Source organism: Escherichia sp. MOD1-EC6842 (genome assembly GCF_002965705.1).
Classification (GTDB): domain Bacteria; phylum Pseudomonadota; class Gammaproteobacteria; order Enterobacterales; family Enterobacteriaceae; genus Escherichia; species Escherichia ruysiae.
This window is the reverse complement of sequence record NZ_PTRF01000012.1, coordinates 1-24,039: the sequence shown is the minus strand read 5'-3', so window position 1 is coordinate 24,039 and position 24,039 is coordinate 1. Positions and strand designations below refer to the sequence as shown.

The window sequence follows — 24,039 nt, the reverse complement described above, 5'->3', positions numbered from 1 at the left end:
GGGATTCCCACTTTTTACTTATTCTATTATCTAATGCTGTTGGCTTTTACTTTTCTAATCATAACTAATAGCGTCAATGCTGAAATTATTATAATTGGGATACTTCTAGCCCAAATGATTACATCACTAACACCGACGCCAATAATACCTAATGTTAATGCAAAAAGACCTATATTTCTCTCAGTATAAGCGGTGAAGCACAATGCAATATAAAAGAATAACACAGAGACTATTCCTAAAATCCCTTTTAACGACGCGGCCTCGATTATTTCATTATGTAAATGTATATTAGTAAATTCTAATGCCCCAGCTAAGCGACTTTGCTCAGAAACAAATAAATGCATCTTTTGCGCACGCGCTTCTGCTGATCTCAATGTAAGTGTAGATTCTTTGAAAATGTCTATACCCATTTCATACATTGCTATTCTGGCACCAAGTGATGAATTACTATTATTAGTATACTGTACTAAATCATTCACACCCTCTGCGTATCTATTTTGTAATGTTTGAGAAAATGAATATATCAGGCCTGTTAGAAGTACAATGAATACTATTGCAGATGTTAATATCTTTTTGGGATATTTAATATAAAACAAAACAAATGTTATTACACAAATGAGTGGATAAACTACTAATGTTACTCTTGTCTGCGTTAGCAATAAGGCATAGAAGATAGCTAAGCTATTTAAAATGAACAAATAAGGATTTTTGTTTCTTGTATAGAATACCGCGACTGAACTTAGTATTCCAATAAACATTATAGAATACGATGCACCAGTAGGCGTTCCGATTTCAAAATATATTCTCTCCCAGTTTGTTTTCATTTTTATATAAACTGCATAAGTAGCTATAATAAATGATAAAGTATAAAAAATATATAATACACTGTCTTTTTTTAGTTTTATTCTAGTATTCAGAGCTAAGAAAACTAAAATCGTACCAAATAGAAATATTTTAGCTGTGTTTAAATAATTATGATAAGTTGCTCGAAAAAGTGAATTATCGAATTTAAATAATGAATACCAAACTAAATCAACTAATCCTATAATAAATATAGATAATGGGAGAATAAGGACGTTTCGGTTGATACTTAGTTGTTTACCTCTAAGAATGAGGGCCAATAAACCTACCATAGCTGTAACGTTAAATAATTTTATACTAAGAGTATTATTGACGAGAGCGATAATTAATAAGAAAAAACATAAAACATAAGTCATAATCTCTAAAATTATAGATGATTTTAGAGCGTAAGGTTTCCATGATTGGAGTTTAATGAAGGTTGGCATGTTTTACCTTTATAATGATGATAATTTTTCCAAAACTGCTTGACCGTTGAGATTAATTAAACTTTTCCCCGGCGCCCTACAAACCACCTGATTCTTCCCATACCCGCCAATTAATCCCGGATCGGTCGGTCCATATACAGTGATATTAGGTTTATCCAGAGCCGCAGTTAAATGGCTTAATCCCGTATCCACCGAAACCACGAATTTCGCCCCAGCCAGCACGCTGGCAACACCTTCCAGACTCATCTTCGGCAATACGTCGACATAATCAAATCCTTCCGCCAGCCTTTTCGCTCGCGCTTCTTCATGTGGTGCGCCCCAGGGAAGTTTAATGCGAATCCCTGAACCTGCCAGTAAGCCAATTAATTCTCGCCAGTGTTCTTCCGGCCAGTGTTTATCATCACGGGTCGTCGCATGAAGAAATACGGCGTATTCGCCTGCATCCGCCGGCGGGTTAGCCAGGAAATGCTGCGCAATGGCATAGTCGCCCTGAGTCTGTGGTTTGCTGTAACCCAGGCTTTTGGCGAACAGCTCACGGGTGCGCTCTACGGCGTGCTGCTGTTTGGCAATATGATGTTTGCGATTGTAAAACAGGCTTGCCAGTGGTTCGCGAGCGGTTTGCCAGTCCATTCCATGCTTAATGCCATGCGCCAGACGCGTCACCAGTGCTGCGCTTTTTACCAGCCCTTGCGCATCAATAATCGCATCATAGTTTTCTGCCTGTAGCGTTTCACGAAACGCTTTCCGCTCCGCTTTAATAGGGGCAGAAAACCACGCTTTACGCCAGCGGCGTATCGCTACCGGAATAACCCGTTCAACGGCGGCGTGCCAGGAAGGGATCTGCGCAAAACCTTCTTCCACCACCCAATCAAACGTTATTCCAGGGATTGCCTGCTGCGCATCGGTTAGCGCGGGCAGCGTATGGAGGACATCGCCCATCGACGATGTTTTGACGATAAGAACCCGCATCCGTCAGGCTTCCTCTTGTAACAACAGTGCGTTGAGTTCTTCCAGTACGCGCTGGGGAGTAATGTCGATCAGACTCTGGTGATACCCTTCTGCGGCATCGCCTTTACGCACTTTGTGGTAGCCAGTAATCAGACGAATGACTCGCGCTTTATGAGAAAGCGGCGGCGTAAAGTCCGGGCTGCTTGGCCCATACAGTGCGACCAGCGGACGATTCAGTGCCGCTGCGACGTGCATCAGACCAGAATCGTTGGTGACAATGGCTTTACAGGCCGCAATCAGAATAACGGCTTGATCAAGCTGCGTTTCTCCCGCCAGATTACGACACCATGCCTGCTGCTCAGTATTCAGTGCGGCGAGTATCTCATTGCCCGCCTCATGATCTTTCGCCGAACCAAACAGAACCACCTGATAACCTTCATCAATTAGCTGCTTTGCCAGCTCTGCGTAGTGGTAGTGCGGCCAGCGTTTTGCTGGGCCAAACTCCGCTCCTGGGCAAAAGCCAATCATCGGACGTTCTGATGAGAGGGAAAATTGGTTACAGGTATACGATTTTTCACCTTCGCTCACCTGCAATTGCGGCCATAACAACGGTTTTGGTAGATCTTGTGCGGTACGCATTACGCCTTTGTCATAGGCCAGCGCGACATAGCGTTCCACCATTAGCGGCCAGTCTTCTTTATCAAGCACGCGCACATCGTTGAGCAAACCGTAGCGCATTTCACCACGCCAGCCGGTGCGATGAGGAATTCCCGCGAAGAAAGGCACTAATGCGGATTTAAAGGAGTTGGGTAAGACGTAGGCGCGGTCGTAACGTTTATCGCGCAGGCTATGTCCCAGCTTGCGGCGTTCGCCGATTTCCAGCGAACCGTGACCGAGAGGCATAGGGATAGCTTCGTTAACTTCCGGCATCCGCGATAATAACGGACGGCACCATGCCGGTGCCATCACGTCGATTATCGCCTGGGGATAGCGCGCCTGGAGCGTGCGATAGAGACTTTGCGACATCATCATGTCGCCAACCCAAGACGGGCCTATCACCAAAATCTTCATAGTTACGCGTCGCGATTCAGCCAGGCCATATATTCCGTTACACCTTCAGCAACGGTTTTGAACGGTTTGTCGTAACCCGCCGCGCGCAGATTAGTCAGATCCGCCTGAGTAAACGCTTGATAGCGGCCTTTCAGTTTATCCGGGAACGGAATGTATTCGATCTGACCCTTCTTGTGATAAGCCAGTGTTGCATCTGCTACTGCCTGGAAGGATTCAGCACGACCAGTGCCGAGGTTGAAGATGCCGGAAACGCCATTTTCCAGGAACCACAGATTCACATCTGCCACGTCGCCCACGTAGACGAAGTCGCGTTTGAAGTTCTCGCTACCTTCGAACAGCTTCGGTGATTCACCGTTGTTAAGTTGAGTGTTGAGATGGAAAGCGACGCTCGCCATGCTGCCTTTATGACCTTCACGCGGCCCATAAACGTTGAAATAACGGAAGCCAACAATCTGCGAGTTCGCTTCTGGCAGAATCTGACGAACATATTCATCAAACAGGAATTTTGAGTAACCGTAGACGTTAAGTGGTTTTTCGTATTCGCGGGATTCAATAAAGTCGGAGGTGCGTCCGCCATAGGTCGCTGCGGAAGATGCATACAGGAACGGAATTTCGCGCTCCAGGCAGTAGTGCAGCAGCTCTTTGGAGTATTGATAGTTGTTATCCATCATATACTTGCCATCCCACTCGGTGGTGGATGAGCACGCGCCTTCGTGGAAAATCGCTTCGACATCGCCGAACTCTTCGCCAGCCATAATCTGGATCAGGAAGTCTTCCTTATCCATATAGTCCGCGATATTCAGATCCACCAGGTTCACAAACTTGGTGCCGTCTTTCAGGTTGTCCACCACCAGAATATCGGTGATGCCTTTATCATTCAGGGCCTTAACGATGTTGCTGCCGATAAAGCCCGCGCCGCCGGTAACGATGATCATAACTGTAACCTTCGAATTATGGAGTCAGAGACAATCTCAGACACGAATACTTCTATCATATCACTACACGACGTTGGCTTCAGCCATTCGCCGAAAGTGAGAGTAATGGGCGTTATTTATTCTAAATTTTGCAGAAGTGTTAACGCGTCATCTCGTCGCGACCTATAAGTTTGGGTAATATGTGCTGGAATTTGCCCTGTCTGGAGAATCGCAATGCGTGGAGAATTTTATCAGCAGTTAACCAACGACCTGGAAACCGCACGGGCGGAAGGGTTGTTTAAAGAAGAGCGCATTATCACGTCTGCGCAGCAAGCAGACATCACTGTGGCTGATGGAAGCCACGTCATCAACTTTTGTGCCAACAACTATCTTGGGCTGGCGAACCATCCAGAGCTGATTGCGGCGGCAAAAGCGGGAATGGATTCTCATGGTTTCGGCATGGCTTCAGTACGTTTTATCTGCGGCACTCAGGATAGCCATAAAGAGCTTGAGCAGAAACTGGCGGCATTCCTGGGTATGGAAGATGCGATTCTCTACTCTTCCTGTTTTGATGCCAACGGCGGCCTGTTTGAAACGCTGCTGGGCGCGGAAGACGCCATTATCTCCGACGCACTGAACCACGCGTCTATTATTGATGGTGTGCGTCTGTGCAAAGCCAAACGTTATCGCTATGCCAACAACAATATGCAGGAGCTGGAAGCGCGTTTAAAAGAAGCGCGTGAAGCCGGAGCGCGACATGTGCTGATTGCCACCGACGGCGTGTTCTCGATGGACGGCGTGATTGCCAACCTGAAAGGCGTTTGCGATTTGGCAGATATTTACGATGCGCTGGTGATGGTGGATGACTCCCATGCGGTTGGTTTTGTCGGTGAAAACGGTCGTGGTTCCCATGAATACTGCGATGTGATGGGGCGTGTCGATATTATCACCGGCACGTTGGGTAAAGCCTTAGGCGGTGCTTCTGGTGGTTACACTGCTGCGCGCAAAGAAGTGGTTGAGTGGCTGCGCCAGCGTTCTCGTCCGTACCTGTTCTCCAACTCGCTGGCACCAGCGATTGTCGCCGCTTCCATTAAAGTGCTGGAGATGGTCGAAGCGGGCAGCGAACTGCGTGACCGCCTGTGGGCTAACGCGCGTCAGTTCCGTGAGCAAATGTCGGCGGCGGGCTTTACCCTGGCGGGTGCCGATCACGCCATTATTCCGGTCATGCTTGGTGATGCAGTAGTGGCGCAGAAATTTGCCCGCGAGCTGCAAAAAGAGGGTATTTACGTCACCGGGTTCTTCTATCCGGTCGTACCGAAAGGTCAGGCGCGTATTCGTACCCAGATGTCTGCGGCGCATACTCCTGAGCAAATTACGCGTGCGGTAGAAGCGTTCACGCGTATTGGTAAACAACTGGGCGTAATTGCCTGAGTGAGGATGTGAGATGAAAGCGTTATCCAAACTGAAAGCGGAAGAGGGCATCTGGATGACTGACGTTCCTGTACCGGAACTCGGGCATAACGATCTGCTGATTAAAATCCGTAAAACAGCCATCTGCGGGACTGACGTTCACATCTATAACTGGGATGAGTGGTCGCAAAAAACCATCCCGGTGCCGATGGTCGTGGGCCATGAGTATGTTGGTGAAGTGGTGGGCATTGGTCAGGAAGTGAAAGGCTTCCAGATTGGCGATCGCGTGTCTGGCGAAGGTCATATCACCTGCGGTCATTGCCGTAACTGCCGTGGTGGTCGTACCCATCTGTGCCGCAACACGATCGGCGTCGGCGTTAACCGTCCGGGCTGCTTCGCCGAATATCTGGTGATTCCGGCGTTCAACGCCTTCAAAATCCCCGACAATATCTCCGACGACTTAGCCGCAATTTTCGATCCGTTCGGAAATGCTGTACACACGGCACTGTCGTTTGATTTAGTGGGCGAAGATGTTCTGGTTTCTGGTGCAGGCCCGATTGGTATTATGGCGGCGGCGGTGGCGAAACATGTCGGCGCGCGTAATGTGGTTATCACCGACGTTAATGAATATCGTCTCGAACTGGCGCGCAAAATGGGTATTACGCGTGCAGTTAACGTCGCGAAAGAAAATCTCAATGACGTGATGGCGGAGCTAGGCATGACCGAAGGTTTTGATGTCGGTCTGGAAATGTCCGGTGCGCCGCCAGCGTTTCGTACCATGCTCGACACCATGAACCACGGTGGCCGTATTGCGATGCTAGGTATTCCACCTTCTGACATGTCGATCGACTGGACAAAAGTGATCTTTAAAGGCTTGTTCATTAAAGGCATTTACGGTCGTGAGATGTTTGAAACCTGGTACAAGATGGCGGCGCTGATTCAGTCTGGCCTCGATCTCTCGCCAATCATTACCCATCGTTTCTCCATCGATGATTTCCAGAAGGGCTTCGACGCTATGCGTTCAGGCCAGTCCGGGAAAGTTATCCTGAGCTGGGATTAACACGAATAAGGGCTGGTATTCCAGCCCTTTTATCTGAGGATAATCTGTTAAATATGTAAAATCCTGTCAGTGTAATAAAAATATCGTAATTGCGCTGATCTCTTATATAGCTGTTCTCATTATCTCTCTAGCCTGAAGTGACTCTCTCACCTGTAAAAATAATATCTCACAGGCTTAATGGTTTCTTAATACAAAGTCTGTACAACGTTAGGGTAACTTCAGAGGCCGTCGGTAATTTATGATGAACAGCACCAATAAACTTAGTGTTATTATCCCGTTATATAATGCGGGCGATGATTTCCGCACTTGTATGGAATCTTTAATTGCGCAAACCTGGACTGCTCTGGAAATCATTATTATTAACGATGGTTCAACGGATAATTCTGTTGAAATAGCAAAGCATTACGCAGAAAACTTTCCTCACGTTCGTTTGTTGCATCAGGCGAATGCTGGCGCATCGGTGGCGCGTAATCGCGGGATCGAGGCAGCGACGGGCAAATATGTTGCTTTTGTCGATGCAGATGATGAAGTCTATCCCACCATGTACGAAACGCTGATGACAATGGCGTTAGAGGACGATCTCGATGTGGCGCAGTGCAATGCTGACTGGTGTTTTCGTGAAACGGGGGAAACCTGGCAATCCATCCCCACCGATCGCCTTCGCTCAACCGGCGTATTAACCGGCCCGGACTGGCTGCGGATGGGACTTTCTTCTCGCCGCTGGACTCACGTTGTCTGGATGGGTGTTTATCGCCGAGATGTTATTGTAAAAAATAACATTAAATTTATTGCTGGATTGCATCATCAGGATATTGTCTGGACAACAGAATTTATGTTTAACGCGCTGCGTGCGCGATATACCGAACAATCGTTATATAAATATTATCTGCATAATACGTCAGTGAGTCGGTTGAATCGACAAGGAAATAAAAATCTTAATTATCAACGGCACTATATTAAAATTACCCGCCTGCTGGAGAAATTAAATAGAAATTATGCCGACAAAATTATGATTTATCCGGAATTTCATCAACAAATAACTTACGAAGCATTGCGCGTTTGCCATGCGGTGCGCAAAGAACCGGATATTATTACCCGCCAGCGGATGATTGCCGAGATATTTACTTCCGGCATGTATAAGCGTCTGATTACTAATGTCCGCAGCGTAAAGGTGGGTTATCAGGCATTACTGTGGTCTTTCCGCTTATGGCAATGGCGCGACAAAACACGGTCGCACCATCGCATTACGCGCAGCGCCTTTAATTTGCGCTAGCGTTAAACTTCGCCGCTTCGGGCTGTTTGCCCCAGCCCTGCCACTGATGCTGGAAGTAAACGATCAGCGTGCTCTGGCTGATGCTTTCGCTTAATACTTCAAAGAAGCGATTAGCATAAACCGGTTCCAGCGGTTTCTTCGGTTTACACAGCTTCACTCCACGGAACGGATTACGCGGTGCGTCGGGCACAGTGTTCTTCGGCGGTGTAGACGTATCGACCTGCGGTTCATTCAGCAAGCTGCTGGCTTTCACCAGCGTAATGTCTGGCGGCAGGTTATAAACCATCTGTTGCAATACGCGAACTGTTGAAGGGTGAGGATGACCAATGGCGATGGTTGAACCGTTGCGACGCGCCAGGTCAATTGCGCGATTGAACTGCATACGGATGTCCGCTTCGTTCTGGGAATCATCGAGAAACACTTTCCGTTTGATGACTTTTACGCCAGTACCTTGTGCGGCGCGCATCGCCTGGGTATTACCGATAGTCACACTGTCGAGGAAATAAAGATTGTAACGCGCCAGCGCCTGCATCACTTTCTGCATACCAAAAAGGTTAGAGGTCATCTTGCTGCCCATGTGGTTGTTGATCCCCACGGCATAGGGCACGTTATTGACCGCACTGCGAATAATGCGCTCAATCTCGTCGCTGCTCATCTCCGGGCGCAGCGTATTTTTCTCCAGCGGCTGCTTACTCAACGGTGCCATCGGTAGATGAATCAATACTTCGTGACCGCTGTTATGCGCTTTGGTTGCCATCTCTCTGGCGTGTGGCGAGTCAGGTAACACGGCGACAGAGATAGCGGAGGGCATCGCCAGCACCTGGTTTTCGTTGTGCGGGCGATAACCAAAATCATCAATGACGATGGCAAGTTTGCCAGCAAATACAGGGGAGGAGAGAGCCAACAGAGCGGCAAATGCAAGAACGTTACGACGAAATGGAAACAAAACTTATCTTCCCAACCACGGTTGTGGATTGACCGCCTGACCCTGGCGGCGAATTTCGAAATAGAGTGAGGGCCGACCCTGACCGCCACTGCTGCCCACCAGTGCAATTGGCTGACCCGCGCGAACCTGCGAACCAACGCTCACCAGTGCGCTCTGATTATAGCCATAAAGGCTCATGTCGCCTTTACCGTGCTCAACCACCACCACCAGACCGTAGCCTTGCAGCCAGTCAGCCAGAATCACCCGACCGTCGGCAATCGCTTTAACTTCAGTACCTTCTGAGGCACCGATAACCATTCCTTTCCAGCGTAATTCACCCTGTAGCTGCTCGCCATAGCGATGCAGCGTCGGCCCGCGAACCGGCCAGAATGCCTGACCACGCGGCGCACCCAGACCACCGGTTCGGGACATCAGCGATTTTTCGCTTTCAGTCGGTTTGTAGGTGGTGCCTTTGCGCGTCGCTTCTTTTTGCCTGTCGCGAACAGCCTGAGCCTCACGCGCTTCTCGTTCAGCACGCGCTTTCGCTGCCGCTTCTGCACGAGCAATGCTATTGCGCAGACGAGATTCGTTAGCGCGCAGTTCACTTAGCTGCTGCTGACCTTGTTGAATGGAAGATTCCAGCCCTGCCAGCGTCTTCTTACGCTCGTTCAGCGCCTGGGTCAGCTTCGCCTGCTGGGCGCGTTGTTCGTATAACAGCGTTTGTTGCTCGCTCTGTTTCTCTTCCAGTTCGGCGCGCTGCATGGCGACTTCTGCACGTGTTTGCTTCAGTTCGGCGATGGTTTCTTGTCGCGCCTGGTTGAGATAGCCGAAATAAGCCTGTAAACGCTGACCGCGCTGGCTTTCTTCACCGCTGAGAATCAGCTGTATACCCGTATGCTCACCCTGGCGAAATGCGGCGTCCAGTTGCGCGGCGAGACTGCGTTCCTGAGCCGCTTTTTGCTGTTCCAGTTTGGCAATCGAGGCGTTCATCTCATCAATCTGTTTATTCAGTTGATTGAGCGTATTTTGCGTTTCGCGCAGTTTACGAGTGGCTTCGGAGATCGCCTCTTCCTGCTTTTTCAATTGTGCCAGCAGGCTTGAGCGTTGTTGCTGTTGTTGGCGTACCGCACGCTCTTTGGCAGCGATATCAGCCTGAATAGACTTGAGTTGGTCGCGGTCATCCGCGTGGGCAGAAAAAGTGCACAACAATACGCCAGCGCAAAGAACGCTGGCGTAAATGATGGGCCTGACTGCAAACCTGCGCGGTTTCGTGGCCCGTGTCATGGTATTAATCGCCTTTCCCCTCATGGGGAGGGATTATTCCACGATGAACAGCGGCTTACCAGTCATCTCTTGCGGGATTTCCATACCCATTAAAGAGAGCATGGTCGGCGCGATGTCAGAAAGTTTGCCGCCTTCAACCGCTTTCACGTTCTTATCGCCAACATAAATCAGCGGAACTGGCAGGTTGGTATGCGCCGTGTGAGCCTGACCCGTAGCCGGATCGCGCATCTGTTCAGCGTTACCGTGGTCAGCGGTGATCAGCAGTTGTCCACCCACAGACTCAACAGCTTTGGTCACTTCTGCCACGCAGTGATCCAGTGCTTCAACTGCTTTAACTGCTGCTTCCATCACCCCGGTGTGACCTACCATGTCGCCGTTCGGATAGTTACAGATAATGGTGTCGTATTTGCCGCTCTTGATGGCAGCAACCAGTTTTTCGGTCAGCTCTGCGGAGCTCATTTCCGGCTGCAGATCGTAGGTAGCCACTTTCGGCGAGTTGATCAGAATGCGATCTTCGCCTTTGAACGACTCTTCTACGCCACCGTTGAAGAAGAAAGTGACGTGGGCATATTTTTCGGTTTCGGAAATACGCAGCTGAGTTTTATCGTTTTTCGCCATCCACTCGCCGAAGGTGTTAACCAGAGAGGCTGGTGGGTAAGCAACGGCAGTTTTGATGTCAGCGGCGTATTCGGTCAGCATCACGAAATCGATGTTAACCACTTTCTTACGCGCGAAGCCGTCGAAATCAGCGTTCACGAATGCACGAGTGATTTCACGTGCGCGGTCAGCGCGGAAGTTCATGAAAATCAGCGCATCGCCGTCTTCCATCGCTGCATCTGGCTGGCCTTCAGCACGGATAACGGTCGCTTTCACAAACTCGTCGTTTTCGTCGCGAGCATAAGCGGCCTGCAAACCAGCAACGGCGGTATCAGCCTGGAACTCACCTTGCGCCAGAGTCAGCAGGTCATAAGCTTTTTCAACGCGATCCCAACGGTTATCGCGATCCATCGCGTAGTAACGACCAATGATGGACGCTACGCGGCCTTTACCCAGCGCGGCAAATTTCTCTTCGAATTTTTTCAGTGAGGATTCAGCACTGCGCGGCGGGGTGTCGCGACCGTCAAGGAATGCGTGCAGGTAGATTTTCTCTGCGCCACGTTCAGCCGCCAGCTCTACCATCGCCATGATGTGATCTTCGTGGCTGTGTACGCCGCCTGCGGAGAGCAGACCCATAATGTGTACCGCTTTGCCCGCATTTTTCGCTTTATCTACCGCACCAGTCAGCACCGGGTTAGCGAAGAAAGCGCGATCTTTGATTTCAACGTCCAGACGAGTCAGGTCCTGATACACGATGCGGCCGGCACCCAGGTTAACGTGGCCTACTTCGGAGTTACCCATCTGACGGTCAGGCAGACCGACTTCCAGACCGGAAGCGTCGATCAGGGTATGCGGACGATTGGCCCACAGTGCATCCATTACCGGGGTTTTAGCACTAAAAATGGCGTTATCCTGTTGTTCTTCACGATAGCCATAGCCATCCAGAATCACCAGTACCATAGGTTTTTTAGAAACCGACATTGCGACAACCTCATACTCAAGAGTCAAAATTTGCGTAATTTTACTACAGCTGAATCGATAAAATAGCCTCTGAAGATCAAAATATACGACCGCTCGCGGCAAGCCGATGCCAGATTTGCGATTTTTTTTCGTAGCGTGCCGCAAAATTGCATTCCGGTGCACGCGCTGGCTGTATTTGCCGCAACGCGCAGGTATACTCCTTCCCTGGTTTTTAATCACTACGTCGGGAGTTATTACCCCCCATGCAAGAAATTATGCAATTTGTTGGCCGTCATCCCATACTGAGTATCGCCTGGATCGCGTTACTGGTGGCGGTTCTTGTTACTACGTTTAAGAGCTTGACCTCAAAAGTGAAGGTAATTACTCGTGGTGAAGCTACGCGTCTGATCAACAAAGAAGACGCAGTGGTTGTGGATTTACGCCAGCGTGATGACTTCCGTAAAGGCCATATCGCAGGTTCTATCAATTTGTTGCCGAGCGAAATCAAAGCCAACAATGTTGGTGAACTTGAGAAGCACAAAGACAAACCGGTTATCGTGGTAGACGGTTCTGGTATGCAGTGCCAGGAGCCTGCAAACGCGCTGACGAAAGCGGGTTTTGCGCAAGTATTCGTGCTGAAAGAAGGCGTCGCTGGCTGGGCTGGCGAAAACTTGCCTCTGGTGCGCGGCAAATAATTTACCCGCCATCTTTCATGCAGCAGGCCGTTAGCTGCAATTAGACCCCCAGCGACTTATTGATATAAGCTTCTGGGGACACTCCATTTTGCAGCCGCCCTGCAATATGAAATTTCAGGGTAAAAAAACAGGAGCTAAGTTATGGCCAATGTTGAAATCTATACCAAAGAAACCTGCCCGTATTGCCATCGTGCAAAAGCACTGCTGAGCAGCAAGGGCGTAAGTTTCCAGGAGCTACCGATTGATGGCAACGCCGCTAAGCGTGAAGAGATGATCAAACGCAGTGGTCGCACCACGGTTCCGCAAATTTTTATTGACGCACAGCACATTGGCGGCTGTGACGACTTGTATGCATTGGATGCACGTGGTGGACTGGATCCCCTGCTGAAATAACGTATTAACGTTGGCATTACACTGCGCAGTATTTAAGGACAACACTTAAGGGTTTTCTACACATGTCAGAACAAAACAACACCGAAATGACCTTCCAGATCCAGCGTATTTATACCAAGGATATTTCTTTCGAAGCGCCGAACGCGCCGCACGTTTTCCAGAAAGATTGGCAGCCAGAAGTTAAACTTGATCTGGATACGGCATCTTCTCAACTGGCAGATGACGTTTACGAAGTGGTACTGCGTGTTACCGTAACGGCATCCCTGGGCGAAGAAACCGCGTTCCTGTGCGAAGTTCAGCAGGGCGGTATTTTCTCCATCGCGGGTATCGAAGGCACCCAGATGGCACATTGCCTGGGCGCATACTGCCCGAACATTCTGTTCCCGTATGCTCGTGAATGCATCACCAGCATGGTATCTCGCGGTACGTTCCCGCAACTGAACCTTGCGCCGGTTAACTTCGATGCGCTGTTCATGAACTATTTGCAGCAGCAGGCTGGCGAAGGTACTGAAGAACATCAGGATGCCTGATGAACCAACGTAATGCTTCAATGACTGTGATCGGTGCCGGCTCGTACGGCACCGCTCTTGCCATCACCCTGGCAAGAAATGGCCACGAGGTTGTCCTCTGGGGCCATGACCCTGAACATATCGCGACGCTTGAACGCGACCGCTGTAACGCCGCGTTTCTCCCCGATGTGCCTTTTCCCGATACGCTTCACCTTGAAAGCGATCTCGCCACCGCACTGGCAGCCAGCCGCAATATTCTCGTCGTCGTACCCAGCCATGTCTTTGGTGAAGTGCTGCGCCAGATTAAACCGCTGCTGCGCCCTGATGCGCGTCTGGTGTGGGCGACAAAAGGACTGGAAGCGGAAACAGGGCGTCTGTTACAGGACGTAGCGCGCGAGGCGTTAGGCGATCAAATTCCACTGGCGGTTATCTCTGGCCCGACTTTTGCGAAAGAACTGGCGGCGGGTTTACCAACGGCCATTTCGCTGGCCTCTACCGATCAAACCTTTGCTGATGACCTCCAGCAACTGCTGCACTGCGGCAAAAGTTTCCGCGTTTACAGCAACCCGGATTTCATTGGCGTGCAGCTTGGCGGCGCGGTGAAAAACGTCATTGCGATCGGTGCCGGCATGTCCGACGGTATCGGTTTCGGGGCGAATGCGCGAACGGCGCTGATCACCCGTGGTCTGGCTGAAATGTCGCGTCTGGGCACGGCGCTGGGCGCCGATCCTGCCACCTTTATGGGCATGGCCGGTCTGGGCGATCTGGTGCTTACCTGCACCGACAACCAGTCGCGGAACCGCCGTTTTGGCATGATGCTCGGTCAGGGCATGGATGTACAAAGCGCGCAAGAGAAGATTGGTCAGGTGGTGGAAGGCTACCGCAATACGAAAGAAGTCCGCGAACTGGCGCACCGCTTCGGCGTTGAAATGCCAATAACCGAGGAAATTTATCAAGTATTATATTGCGGAAAAAACGCGCGCGAGGCAGCATTGACTTTATTAGGTCGTGCACGCAAGGACGAGCGAAGCAGCCACTAAACCCAGGGAACCTTTGTTACCGCTATGACCCGGCTCGCGCAGAACGAGCCGGTCATTATCTCATCGTGTGGAGTAAGCAATGTCGTGTGAAGAACTGGAAATTGTCTGGAACAATATTAAAGCGGAAGCCAGAACGCTGGCGGACTGTGAGCCAATGCTGGCCAGTTTTTACCACGCAACGTTACTCAAGCATGAAAACCTTGGCAGTGCACTGAGCTACATGCTGGCGAACAAGCTGTCATCGCCGATTATGCCTGCTATTGCTATCCGTGAAGTGGTGGAAGAAGCCTACGCCGCTGACCCGGAAATGATCGCTTCTGCGGCCTGCGATATTCAGGCGGTGCGTACCCGTGACCCGGCAGTTGATAAATACTCAACCCCATTGTTATACCTGAAAGGTTTTCATGCCTTGCAGGCGTATCGCATCGGTCACTGGTTGTGGAATCAGGGGCGTCGCGCACTGGCTATTTTCCTGCAAAATCAGGTGTCGGTGACTTTTCAGGTCGATATTCACCCGGCGGCAAAAATTGGTCGCGGTATCATGCTCGACCACGCGACAGGCATCGTCGTTGGTGAAACAGCGGTGATTGAAAACGACGTGTCGATTCTGCAATCCGTCACCCTTGGCGGTACGGGCAAAACCAGCGGCGACCGTCACCCAAAAATTCGTGAAGGCGTGATGATTGGCGCGGGCGCGAAAATTCTCGGCAATATTGAAGTTGGGCGCGGCGCGAAGATTGGCGCGGGTTCTGTCGTGCTGCAACCAGTGCCGCCGCATACCACCGCTGCTGGCGTTCCGGCGCGTATCGTCGGTAAACCAGACAGCGATAAACCGTCAATGGATATGGATCAGCATTTCAACGGCATTCACCATACGTTTGAGTATGGGGATGGGATCTGACGTCCTGTGCTCGTGCCGGATGCGATGCTAACCGCATCTTATCCGGCCTGGCGTAACTAATCTCTCAACACCGCTCCCGGATATCCCAACTGCCGCCAGGCTTCATACACCACGACCGACACTGCATTGGACAGGTTCATGCTGCGGCTGTCCGGCACCATCGGAATCCGAATTTTTTGTTCAGCGGGCAGGACATCAAGAATGCTTGCTGGCAGGCCGCGTGTTTCCGGGCCGAACATCAGATAGTCGCCATCCTGATAGCTTACGGCGCTATGGGCGGGTGTGCCTTTAGTGGTGAGGGCAAACAGACGCTGGGGATTTTCTGCTCTAAGGAACGCGCTATAGTCATGATGACGCGTAACGGCAGTAAACTCGTGATAGTCCAGCCCCGCGCGGCGCAGGCGCTTATCGTCCCAGGCAAATCCCATCGGTTCGATGATATGCAGACGAAAGCCGGTATTAGCGCAAAGACGGATGATGTTGCCAGTGTTTGGCGGAATTTCTGGTTCGTAAAGTACGATGTTTAGCATACTGCCCCCTTAGTGCGGGGGCAGGATAGCAGAAAATCGGGGATTAGTGCGGCCTTTTCCCCTCACCCCGGCCCTCTCCCCGGAGGGGCGAGGGAGAAAAAAAGAGTGCGGTGTCGTTTCAGAGTGAGGGAGACAATGTAGTGTCGGGCAGGTAAGGTCTTTTCTCCTCACCTTAAAGAAGCCAGGAGGAAAATAGGGCGAGGAATTGTTTTCAGCCTGAGGGAGTACAGACAGCGCCGATCGGTTCCCTCTCCCCGGAGGGGTGAGGGAGAAAAGGTGAGGGAGACAATGTAGTGTCGGGCAGGTAAGGTCTTTTCTCCTCACCTTAAAGAAGCCAGGAGGAAAATAGGGCGAGGAATTGTTTTCAGCCTGAGGGAGTACAGACAGCGCCGATCGGTTCCCTCTCCCCGGAGGGGTGAGGGAGAAAAGGTGAGGGAGACAATGTAGTGTCGGGCAGGTAAGGTCTTTTCTCCTCACCTTAAAGAAGCCAGGAGGAAAATAGGGCGAGGAATTGTTTTTAGCCTGAGGGAGTACAGACAGCGCCGAACGGTCCCCTCTCCCCGGAGGGGCGAGGGAGAAAAGGTGAGGGAGACAATGTAGTGTCGGGCAGGTAAGGTATTTTCTCCTCACCTTAAAGAAGCCAGGAGGAAAATAGGGCGAGGAATTGTTTTTAGCCTGAGGGAGTACAGACAGCGCCGAACGGTCCCCTCTCCCCGGAGGGGCGAGGGAGAAAAGGTGAGGGAGACAATGTAGTGTCGGGCAGGTAAGGTATTTTCTCCTCACCTTAAAGAAGCCAGGAGGAAAATAGGGCGAGGAATTGTTTTTAGCCTGAGGGAGTACAGACAGCGCCGAACGGTCCCCTCTCCCCGGAGGGGCGAGGGAGAAAAGGTGAGGGAGACAATGTAGTGTCGGGCAGGTAAGGTATTTTCTCCTCACCTTAAAGAAGCCAGGAGGAAAATAGGGCGAGGAATTGTTTTTAGCCTGAGGGAGTACAGACAGCGCCGATCGGTTCCCTCTCCCTGAGGGAGAGGGTTAGGGTGAGGGGGCGCAAACGACTATGCTGCATTCCCTTTCGCCATCGGAGCCAGTGCCGCAGGCAACTCTTTACCCAGCCCCTGAACCAGCGAATCTTCCGTAATCTCACTGATGGATTTCGCGCCAGTCAGCGTCATCGCCACTTTCATCTCTTTCTCGATCAGATTCAGCAAGTTCGCCACGCCCGCCTGACCCGCTGTTGCCAGCGCATACAGGAACGCACGACCCAGCAGTACGGTATCGGCACCGAGCGCGATCATACGCACGACATCAAGTCCGTTACGAATCCCGCTATCTGCCAGAATGGCGATATCACCTTTCACCGCATCCGCGATAGCAGGCAGCGCACGAGCGGAAGAGAGTACACCGTCCAGCTGGCGGCCACCGTGGTTAGAAACCACAATCCCATCAGCACCAAAACGTACTGCATCACGCGCATCTTCCGGGTCGAGGATCCCTTTGATCACCATCGGGCCATCCCAGAAATCGCGGATCCACTCAAGGTCTTTCCATGAGATGGACGGATCGAAGTTATTCCCCAGCCAGCCGATGTAATCTTCCAGTCCGGTCGGTTTGCCGAGGTAAGCCGAAATATTACCTAAATCATGTGGACGACCGTTCAGGCCGACATCCCACGCCCATTGCGGATGCGTCACCGCCTGCAAGTAGCGGCGCATTGCGGCATTCGGGCCGCTCATACCGGAGTGTGCGTCACGATAACGTGCGCCTGGCGTCGGCATATCCACGGTGAAAACCAGTGTCGAACAGCCCGCCGCTTTTGCCCGTTCCAGTGCGTTACGCATAAAGCCGCGATCGCGCAGCACATAAAGCTGGAACCACATCGGACGTTTGATAGCTGGAGCGACTTCTTCAATCGGGCAAACTGAAACCGTCGAGAGAGTAAACGGAATGCCATGCGCATCAGCCGCTTTGGCTGCCTGAACTTCGCCGCGACGCGCATACATGCCGCACAAACCCACCGGAGCCAGCGCCACTGGCATCGACAATTTCTCATTAAACAGCGTCGTTTCCAGGCTTAAGTCGGACATGTTTTTCAGAATACGCTGGCGCAGCGCCACTTCTGACAAATCCTCCACGTTGCGGCGCAGCGTGTATTCAGAATATGCACCGCCATCCATGTAGTGGAACAGGAACGGCGGTAGAATGCGTTGCGCTGCGGCGCGATAATCGCTGGCTGCGGAAATAATCATGCGTTTTTCTCCCTCGAATGCTCATTATGCTCACCGGGCAGGCGGGTAATGCGTGCACGGCGAGCCTGATCTTCATCGAATCGTTTCATGGTGGTGTGGACAAAGCTGAGGTGCGACATCATTGCTTTACGCGCACCGTCGGCATCACCGGCAAAAATGGCGTTAATGACCGCCTGATGCTGTTCAGTCAGTTGCGAAAAAACGGGCGGCACCAGATACATCCGCTGACGACTTTGCATCACTGAAGATTGCAGGACATCAAAGAAACCGCGCATGGTTTGCAGCAGCACGATGTTATGTGAGGCTTCGGCAATTGCCAGGTGAAAACGAACGTCCGCTTGCGAGGCGAGATCCGGGTCTTCGCTGAGCGTTGCTTCAAAGCAAAGCTGAATCTTTTCTTTATCGGCTTGTGTGGCACGCATTGCTGCGTGCCAGGCGGTGCTGGCCTCAATGGCGTAGCGGGCTTCCAGAATATCGAAGCTGTAATCCGGATCATCAGCCATCAGCGTTTTCAGCGGCTGGACGATGTTTTGCTCCGACCACGCGTCATGGCGCCAGCGGATAAACGTCCCGCCACCGCGACGACTAAGCAGCACACCTTCACTGACCAGTTTTGCCAGCGCCTCGCGCAGGGAATTGCGCGACACGCCGAGCTGCATCGCCAGTTGGCGTTCAGCGGGCAACTTCATGCCCGGTTCCAGATTTTGTTCATCAATCAGCGCCCGCACACGGGAAGCTACCTCGTCTGACAGGCGTCTGGGTATAACCATCATTACGGAATCATCCACGTTAAGACGTAGGCCTGAAGCGTGGTCATCACGCCCACCATACAGGTGAATATCAGGCTGTGTTTGACAGTAAAGCGGAACAGATCTGACTCTTTGCCCACCAGGCCTACCGCCGCACAGGCAATGGCGATGGACTGCGGAGAGATCATCTTGCCGGTGACGCCGCCGGTGGTGTTGGCAGCAACCAGCAACAGATCAGAGACGCCAATTTGTTGTGCTGCGGTGGCTTGCAGCGCGGCAAACAGGGCGTTAGATGACGTATCCGACCCGGTCAGGAATACCCCCAGCCAGCCGAGGAACGGCGAGAAGAAGGTGAATGCATGACCGGTATGCGCCAGTGCCAGCGCCAGCGTTGACGACAGCCCTGAATAGTTCGAGATAAAGGCGAAAGCCAGCACCATACCGATGGAGTAGATGGGGAGCGCCAGTTCTTTCAGTGTGCTGCCGAAAGTGCTGATGGCGTCAGAGGGTTTCATCTTCAGCCAGACGATAGAGAGCAGCGCAGCAAACAGAATGGCAGTACCGGTGGCAGAGAACCAGTCAAACTTAAACACGGCGGCATAGGCAGTGGCTTCGCTGACAACTGGCGGCATACGGGCAACCAGTTTGTCGAGATACGGCACCGGAATGTTGATCACCCACTCATACAGCACACCACCCGAAGCGAACAGGGCTTTAAACGGCGGAATACTCCACAGCGTTACGGTGGCGGTCAGGAACAGGAACGGTGTCCAGGCACGTAACACCTGACCTGCGGTGTAACCGGTGTGAGCCAGCGTCATATCAACCTGGGATGCACCCAGATCGCCGAAGCGGAAGACGCGCACCGGCTGCCAACGTTTGAGGAACAGCGTCAGGCAGAGCAGCGATACCAGCGAAGAGATAATGTCCGGCAGTTCCGGCCCAATAAAGTTAGAGCTAAGGTACTGTGCGATGGCAAACGAGCCGCCCGCAACCACGACCGCAGGCCAGGTTTCTTTGATACCGCGCCAGCCATCCATAATCGCCATGATCCAGAACAGGACGATAATGGTCATAAACGGTAGCTGACGTCCCACCATCTGGCCAATCTCAAAGCTGTCGATGCCTGTTACCTGTCCGGCAACCAGAATCGGAATACCCATCGCGCCAAATGCCACCGGCGCGGTGTTAACAATCAGGCACAGCCCGGCGGCGTACAGCGGTTTAAAGCCCAGCCCGACCAGCAATGCGGCGGTAATTGCTACCGGTGCGCCAAAGCCTGCGGCACCTTCGAGAAATGCGCCGAAACAGAAACCGACGATCAGCATTTGCAGGCGCTGGTCAGGGGTTATTGAAAGAATAGACGAGCGGATGATGTCAAACTGTCCGGTTTTCACCGAGATCTTATAGACGAACACCGCCGCAATAATGATCCACGCGATGGGCCACAAGCCGTAGAAGAATCCATAAACGACCGAGGCCAGCGCGTTGGCGACCGGCATTTTGTAGAACAATAGCGCGACGGTCAGAGCGATAACGACTGTCCATGTGGCGGCGACATAGCCTTTTAGTTTGAGCTTAATAAGCGCAAAGAAAAAAAACAGGATGGGAAGCGATGCTATCAGGCTGGAAAGCCAGATATTCCCGGCGGGATCGTAGTTTTGTTGCCAGAGATTCATTGCAGGTCTCCTGGAGGCCACGCACATCGTGTAATGAGTCTGTTGCTCATCTCCTTGTCACACGTTGTGTAAAAGTGGCACTGCCAATTTTGTTGTGTAGGGATAATGACAATGAATGGTTAACTAAATGTTATGCATTGGCAACGTTAATGTGAGTTTTAATTGGGGAACTGTGAACCAGAGGTCAGATAAGCGAAGAATTGGTAGGGCCAATTATTGTGGGGGAGAAAAATTTGCTGCGGAGCTGGCTTGTGCCCCTCACCCTAACCCTCTCCCCGGAGGGGCGAGGGGACTGATTGTGCTCGGTGTTAGATGGAGCGCGTCCTTCAGCAATGCAAGAAAACCATTATGCACGGTATCAGGTGCAGCACGTTTTCCCCCTCGCCCCTTTGGGGAGAGGGGCGGGGTGAGGGGATCAGCGCGCACGAGACCCCACATCAGCCCGGCAATGCAAGAAAACCATTATGCACGGTATCAGATGCAGCACGTTTTTCCCCTCGCCCCTTTGGGGAGAGGGTCGGGGTGAGGGGGGCAGCGCGCACGAGACCCCACACCAGCCCGGAGATGCAAGAAAACCATTATGCACGGTATCAGATGCAGTACGTTTTTCCCCCTCGCCCCTTTGGGGAGAGGGTCGGGGTGAGGGGGCAGCGCGCACGAGACCCCACATCAGCCCGGCGATGCAAGAAAACCATTATGCACGGTATCAGATGCAGCACGTTTTCCCCCTCGCCCCTTTGGGGAGAGGGTCGGGGTGAGGGGATCAGCGCGCATGTAGCCTCAAGCTAATGTCAAAAAGCCGAAGTCACAATTTGTGCAATTTTCAAACAAAAAAAGGGCAACCCTCCTCAGAGAATTGCCCTTAGTCACACTAACTTAATGGGTCATTACCACTGAATACCGGCACCAAGTGCGGCGGAGTATTCACCCTGGCTATTGGTACTACCTTGTAATTTGTAGACCCAACGACCGTTGGCGCTCACCATCGACACACCTAAAGCAACAGCCGATTCACCGTTGTATGTACCGCCACCAATGGAGGCCATGCTGGCACCTGGCGTGTAAGCCTGCGGCAGACCGGTCATCGCCATTGCAGAAGCGATACCACCGCTCAACTTGCTTTCGGTTTTGGACAGTTTGTTATCCATCTCAACCATGCGCTGATCGGTGTATTGCTTAGTTTCCTGCACGCTTTGCTTCAACTGCGCGTAGTTCACCGCGTCGTTGTTGTTAACGCCAGCGGAAACGTTGCTGATGCGAGTCGTTCCGCCATTACCACCGCCGAGAGTGATATTGCTGTAATCAACAGAACCGTCAGCTTTGGTGTCATAGCGCACGCCGCCTGCTTCGGAAGACTTCAACTGCGCAACGTTAACCGCGTCAGTAGCATTTTTACCAGCGGCAACGTTGGTGATACGGCGTTGGTTAGTGGAAGAACCTACGGAGATCGTATTTTCTTCGTTTGCCACAGAGCCAGTACCCAGCGCAACGCTGTTATCAGCGGCAGCAATAGAGCCAGAGCCAATCGCAACACTGTCTTTACCCTGCGCGTTAGCATCTACGCCATCGGTGTTGGTCTTGAAGTACTTGGTGCTACCGGTGCTTACGATATCGCCAATACCGTTTTCGATATTGGTGACGCGGGTATCCAGATTCGTTACCTGAGTATTCAGGTTAGTAATGCTCTGGGTGTTCTGGGAAACCTGTGCGTCCGTCACTTTCAACTGACCAACGTTAACGGCATCGGTATCTGCCGAACCCGCCGCGACATTAGTGATCTGACGTTGACCGTCTTCACTGCCGACAGAGAACTCACCGACAGAGTTCTGCGGCGCGTCCATGTTGTAGGCGGTGTAGCCAGTCTGAGCGCCGCGAGTGGTCTGAGAACCATTACCCATTGCAATACTGTTTGCATGGTTGGCGCGTGCGTTAGAACCGATAGCAATACCGTTGATGGCATCTGCCAGAACCAGAGTATTCAGGCCGATACCAATACCCGCATTACCATTAACGATAGTTTTCGCGCCCATCGCCAGCGAGTCAGTACCTACCGCCAGTGAATCTTCTTCCGTTGAGTTGGCATGGTAGTACTTGGTCGGAGTGGTGGCGACAGCACCAATGGCGTTTTGCAACTGGCGTACAGTCACGGCGTCATGGGATTCAGTACCATCGGCAACGTTGATGATCTGACGGTACTTACCATCATCGCCAATCGACAATGCGCCAAGCAGTTCGCCGTCAGTGGTGTCGTAACCAATCACAACGCCTTCTTCGGTTACGCTGGTGTTACGAGAACCTTTAACAATCACACGGCTGGAGACGGATTCGCTACCCAGCGCGATACCAGTATCAACGCTGCTGCTGCTATTCTGACCAATTGCGACACTGCTTTCGCCGGAAGCGACAGCGTTATAACCCACCGCTGTAGCGCCAGTACCTGATGCGCTCGCATCAATAAAGGTTAAGCCGGTGTCATTAGTACGCGCATAGTTCAGACCCGCACCGTTCTCTTCGATGTAGTCTATGCTGGTATTACCGGCAATCTGGTTGATGATCTCATTTTGCTGATTGATCAACGTGTTGGTGGCGAACAACTGTGAACCATTAATTGCATCAGTACTGGTTTCAGAAATATCACCATTAGCAACATTAGTGATTACGCTGGCTTTGCCATCGCGGCTGGCGCTGAACGCACCATTTTCACCGGCGGTTGCGTCCCAGAGCAGCGCATCATCCAGGGTTGAGTCGATCGCGTCCAGAGCATCACCGACGTTATTGTAATCGGTATCAGCAATGGAGTACGTCGGCGCACTGATGCTACCGTCAGCATTTACTGCGGCGCCACCGCCCAGGGCATCAACAACAGAGTTGCTCACACCGTAGAGTTGCCCACCATTGATGGCATCGGTGCTGGTTTCAGAAACGGCACCATTTGCGACATTGGTAATTTTGCTGGCATTGCCACCGTGGCCGGCGCTGAATGCACTTGCCGTTTCATCCCACAGCAGAGCGTCGCCCAGTGAAGTGCTAAAGGAGGTGTTAATCGCCGCCAGCGCATCACCTACGTTATCGTAGCTGTTGCTACCGATGGTGTAGGACGGGCCAGTAAATACACCGTTTTCATCAACCGAGGCGTTACCGCCAAAATAGTCTGCCAGTGAATCACTTAAGCTAAACAGTTGCCCACCGTTAACGGCATCGGTGCTGGTAGATGAGATTGTTCCAGCGGTGACGTTAGTGATTTTGCTGGTGGTTTCGGTGCCGTGTGCAGCGGTGAATGCGCTTGCGGCGTCATCCCATTTCAGCGCATCTTCACCGAGGTTGTTCACCGTATCAGTCAGATTGGTGATGTTGGTGGTGTTAGTAGCGATGTTAGTGGTGTTGGTTGCCACATTGTCGTTAGTGGTTTTTAACTGAGAACCGTTAACGGCATCGGTACTGGTCTCCGTCAGCTCACCCGCCGTAACGTTAGTGATTTTGCTGGTGGCTTCGGTGCCGTGTGCGGCGGTGAATGCACCTGAGGCGTCATCCCATGCCAGCGCGTCGGCACCAAGGTTAGTCACTGTATC

Annotated in this window: 20 protein-coding genes and 1 pseudogene; 9 read left to right on the top strand and 12 right to left on the bottom strand. The window is 51.8% G+C overall.

Going from position 1 to position 24,039, the window contains the following annotated elements:
• Nucleotides 1–33 precede the first annotated feature (33 nt).
• Complete coding sequence (locus A7Z29_RS24065) at nt 34–189, top strand: hypothetical protein (RefSeq protein ID WP_434061639.1); 156 nt, start codon at nt 34–36, stop codon at nt 187–189.
• A gap of 44 nt (nt 190–233) precedes the next feature.
• On the opposite strand, the pseudogene A7Z29_RS24060 reads toward A7Z29_RS24065, so the two are convergent.
• The 4 genes and pseudogenes from A7Z29_RS24060 to rfaD form a co-directional block, all read right to left on the bottom strand.
• A pseudogene (locus A7Z29_RS24060) lies at nt 234–758 on the bottom strand (O-antigen ligase family protein); the annotation flags it as partial.
• Between the two features lie 537 nt (nt 759–1,295).
• On the bottom strand, nt 1,296–2,255 hold the full coding sequence (gene rfaC / locus A7Z29_RS15115; RefSeq protein WP_001264627.1) for a lipopolysaccharide heptosyltransferase RfaC: 960 nt from the start codon (nt 2,253–2,255) through the stop codon (nt 1,296–1,298).
• 3 nt (nt 2,256–2,258) lie between these two features.
• The gene (gene rfaF, locus A7Z29_RS15110) at nt 2,259–3,305 is read right to left on the bottom strand and encodes an ADP-heptose--LPS heptosyltransferase RfaF (RefSeq protein WP_000699258.1); all 1,047 of its coding nucleotides are present in this window, start codon (nt 3,303–3,305) and stop codon (nt 2,259–2,261) included.
• Between the two features lie 2 nt (nt 3,306–3,307).
• Nucleotides 3,308–4,240, bottom strand: a complete 933-nt coding sequence (gene rfaD / locus A7Z29_RS15105; RefSeq protein ID WP_000587764.1) for an ADP-glyceromanno-heptose 6-epimerase — start codon at nt 4,238–4,240, stop codon at nt 3,308–3,310.
• A gap of 213 nt (nt 4,241–4,453) precedes the next feature.
• Here rfaD and kbl point away from each other — a divergent pair, with 213 nt between their 5' ends.
• The 3 genes from kbl to waaH all read left to right on the top strand — a co-directional run bounded on the left by kbl (nt 4,454) and on the right by waaH (nt 7,962).
• Nucleotides 4,454–5,650, top strand: a complete 1,197-nt coding sequence (gene kbl / locus A7Z29_RS15100) for a glycine C-acetyltransferase (protein WP_001213853.1) — start codon at nt 4,454–4,456, stop codon at nt 5,648–5,650.
• Between the two features lie 13 nt (nt 5,651–5,663).
• On the top strand, nt 5,664–6,689 hold the full coding sequence (gene tdh / locus A7Z29_RS15095) for an L-threonine 3-dehydrogenase (RefSeq protein WP_000646026.1): 1,026 nt from the start codon (nt 5,664–5,666) through the stop codon (nt 6,687–6,689).
• Nucleotides 6,690–6,927: 238 nt separating this feature from the next.
• Nucleotides 6,928–7,962, top strand: a complete 1,035-nt coding sequence (gene waaH / locus A7Z29_RS15090) for a UDP-glucuronate:LPS(HepIII) glycosyltransferase (protein ID WP_000982070.1) — start codon at nt 6,928–6,930, stop codon at nt 7,960–7,962.
• On the opposite strand, the gene A7Z29_RS15085 is transcribed toward waaH, so the two are convergent.
• Genes A7Z29_RS15085 through gpmM form a run of 3 tightly spaced genes read right to left on the bottom strand, consistent with a single transcriptional unit; the run spans nt 7,949 to nt 11,749 of the window.
• A complete protein-coding gene (locus A7Z29_RS15085) occupies nt 7,949–8,908 on the bottom strand; it encodes a divergent polysaccharide deacetylase family protein (RefSeq protein ID WP_000483819.1) in 960 nt (319 codons plus the stop codon). The genes waaH and A7Z29_RS15085 overlap by 14 nt on opposite strands.
• Before the next feature lie 3 nt (nt 8,909–8,911).
• A complete protein-coding gene (envC, locus tag A7Z29_RS15080) occupies nt 8,912–10,171 on the bottom strand; it encodes a murein hydrolase activator EnvC (protein ID WP_016159958.1) in 1,260 nt (419 codons plus the stop codon).
• A 33-nt stretch (nt 10,172–10,204) separates the two neighbouring features.
• Nucleotides 10,205–11,749 carry a 2,3-bisphosphoglycerate-independent phosphoglycerate mutase gene (gene gpmM, locus A7Z29_RS15075; RefSeq protein WP_010344487.1) on the bottom strand — a complete coding sequence of 515 codons (1,545 nt, stop codon included), beginning with the start codon at nt 11,747–11,749 and terminating at the stop codon, nt 10,205–10,207.
• A gap of 242 nt (nt 11,750–11,991) precedes the next feature.
• On the opposite strand from gpmM, the gene A7Z29_RS15065 reads away from it, so the two are divergent.
• From A7Z29_RS15065 to cysE, 5 genes are all read left to right on the top strand, one after another.
• Nucleotides 11,992–12,423 (top strand): rhodanese-like domain-containing protein, encoded by a 432-nt coding sequence (locus A7Z29_RS15065; RefSeq protein WP_001156181.1) that lies wholly within the window; start codon nt 11,992–11,994, stop codon nt 12,421–12,423.
• Nucleotides 12,424–12,564: 141 nt separating this feature from the next.
• Entirely contained in the window at nt 12,565–12,816 is a 252-nt protein-coding gene (grxC, locus tag A7Z29_RS15060) for a glutaredoxin 3 (RefSeq protein WP_000024392.1), read from the top strand.
• A gap of 62 nt (nt 12,817–12,878) precedes the next feature.
• Complete coding sequence (secB, locus tag A7Z29_RS15055) at nt 12,879–13,346, top strand: protein-export chaperone SecB (RefSeq protein WP_000003377.1); 468 nt, start codon at nt 12,879–12,881, stop codon at nt 13,344–13,346.
• Entirely contained in the window at nt 13,346–14,365 is a 1,020-nt protein-coding gene (gene gpsA, locus A7Z29_RS15050) for an NAD(P)H-dependent glycerol-3-phosphate dehydrogenase (protein WP_001076187.1), read from the top strand. The genes secB and gpsA overlap by 1 nt, the downstream gene beginning before the upstream one ends.
• Before the next feature lie 79 nt (nt 14,366–14,444).
• Nucleotides 14,445–15,266, top strand: coding sequence for a serine O-acetyltransferase (cysE, locus tag A7Z29_RS15045; protein ID WP_001277564.1), 822 nt, complete (start codon nt 14,445–14,447; stop codon nt 15,264–15,266).
• A gap of 56 nt (nt 15,267–15,322) precedes the next feature.
• On the opposite strand, the gene trmL is transcribed toward cysE, so the two are convergent.
• The 5 genes from trmL to A7Z29_RS15015 form a co-directional block, all read right to left on the bottom strand.
• Complete coding sequence (gene trmL, locus A7Z29_RS15040) at nt 15,323–15,796, bottom strand: tRNA (uridine(34)/cytosine(34)/5-carboxymethylaminomethyluridine(34)-2'-O)-methyltransferase TrmL (RefSeq protein ID WP_000932360.1); 474 nt, start codon at nt 15,794–15,796, stop codon at nt 15,323–15,325.
• 1,055 nt (nt 15,797–16,851) lie between these two features.
• Nucleotides 16,852–18,042 carry a quinone-dependent L-lactate dehydrogenase gene (lldD, locus tag A7Z29_RS15035; RefSeq protein ID WP_000586957.1) on the bottom strand — a complete coding sequence of 397 codons (1,191 nt, stop codon included), beginning with the start codon at nt 18,040–18,042 and terminating at the stop codon, nt 16,852–16,854.
• A complete protein-coding gene (gene lldR, locus A7Z29_RS15030) occupies nt 18,039–18,815 on the bottom strand; it encodes a transcriptional regulator LldR (RefSeq protein ID WP_032226810.1) in 777 nt (258 codons plus the stop codon). Before lldR ends, lldD begins: the two co-directional genes overlap by 4 nt.
• Nucleotides 18,815–20,470 (bottom strand): L-lactate permease, encoded by a 1,656-nt coding sequence (lldP, locus tag A7Z29_RS15025; RefSeq protein WP_032226809.1) that lies wholly within the window; start codon nt 20,468–20,470, stop codon nt 18,815–18,817. Before lldP ends, lldR begins: the two co-directional genes overlap by 1 nt.
• Nucleotides 20,471–21,357: 887 nt before the next feature.
• Nucleotides 21,358–24,039 (bottom strand): YadA family autotransporter adhesin (locus A7Z29_RS15015; RefSeq protein WP_105290417.1); only part of this gene is annotated, 2,682 nt, incomplete at its 5' end.

Coding starts and splice junctions, on each gene's coding strand:
- A7Z29_RS24065 (WP_434061639.1), top strand. CDS start 34: ATGCTGTTGGCTTTTACTTTTCTAATCATAACTAATAGCGTCAATGCT.
- rfaC (WP_001264627.1), bottom strand. CDS start 2,255: ATGCGGGTTCTTATCGTCAAAACATCGTCGATGGGCGATGTCCTCCAT.
- rfaF (WP_000699258.1), bottom strand. CDS start 3,305: ATGAAGATTTTGGTGATAGGCCCGTCTTGGGTTGGCGACATGATGATG.
- rfaD (WP_000587764.1), bottom strand. CDS start 4,240: ATGATCATCGTTACCGGCGGCGCGGGCTTTATCGGCAGCAACATCGTT.
- kbl (WP_001213853.1), top strand. CDS start 4,454: ATGCGTGGAGAATTTTATCAGCAGTTAACCAACGACCTGGAAACCGCA.
- tdh (WP_000646026.1), top strand. CDS start 5,664: ATGAAAGCGTTATCCAAACTGAAAGCGGAAGAGGGCATCTGGATGACT.
- waaH (WP_000982070.1), top strand. CDS start 6,928: ATGATGAACAGCACCAATAAACTTAGTGTTATTATCCCGTTATATAAT.
- envC (WP_016159958.1), bottom strand. CDS start 10,171: ATGACACGGGCCACGAAACCGCGCAGGTTTGCAGTCAGGCCCATCATT.
- gpmM (WP_010344487.1), bottom strand. CDS start 11,749: ATGTCGGTTTCTAAAAAACCTATGGTACTGGTGATTCTGGATGGCTAT.
- A7Z29_RS15065 (WP_001156181.1), top strand. CDS start 11,992: ATGCAAGAAATTATGCAATTTGTTGGCCGTCATCCCATACTGAGTATC.
- grxC (WP_000024392.1), top strand. CDS start 12,565: ATGGCCAATGTTGAAATCTATACCAAAGAAACCTGCCCGTATTGCCAT.
- secB (WP_000003377.1), top strand. CDS start 12,879: ATGTCAGAACAAAACAACACCGAAATGACCTTCCAGATCCAGCGTATT.
- gpsA (WP_001076187.1), top strand. CDS start 13,346: ATGAACCAACGTAATGCTTCAATGACTGTGATCGGTGCCGGCTCGTAC.
- cysE (WP_001277564.1), top strand. CDS start 14,445: ATGTCGTGTGAAGAACTGGAAATTGTCTGGAACAATATTAAAGCGGAA.
- trmL (WP_000932360.1), bottom strand. CDS start 15,796: ATGCTAAACATCGTACTTTACGAACCAGAAATTCCGCCAAACACTGGC.
- lldD (WP_000586957.1), bottom strand. CDS start 18,042: ATGATTATTTCCGCAGCCAGCGATTATCGCGCCGCAGCGCAACGCATT.
- lldR (WP_032226810.1), bottom strand. CDS start 18,815: ATGATGGTTATACCCAGACGCCTGTCAGACGAGGTAGCTTCCCGTGTG.
- lldP (WP_032226809.1), bottom strand. CDS start 20,470: ATGAATCTCTGGCAACAAAACTACGATCCCGCCGGGAATATCTGGCTT.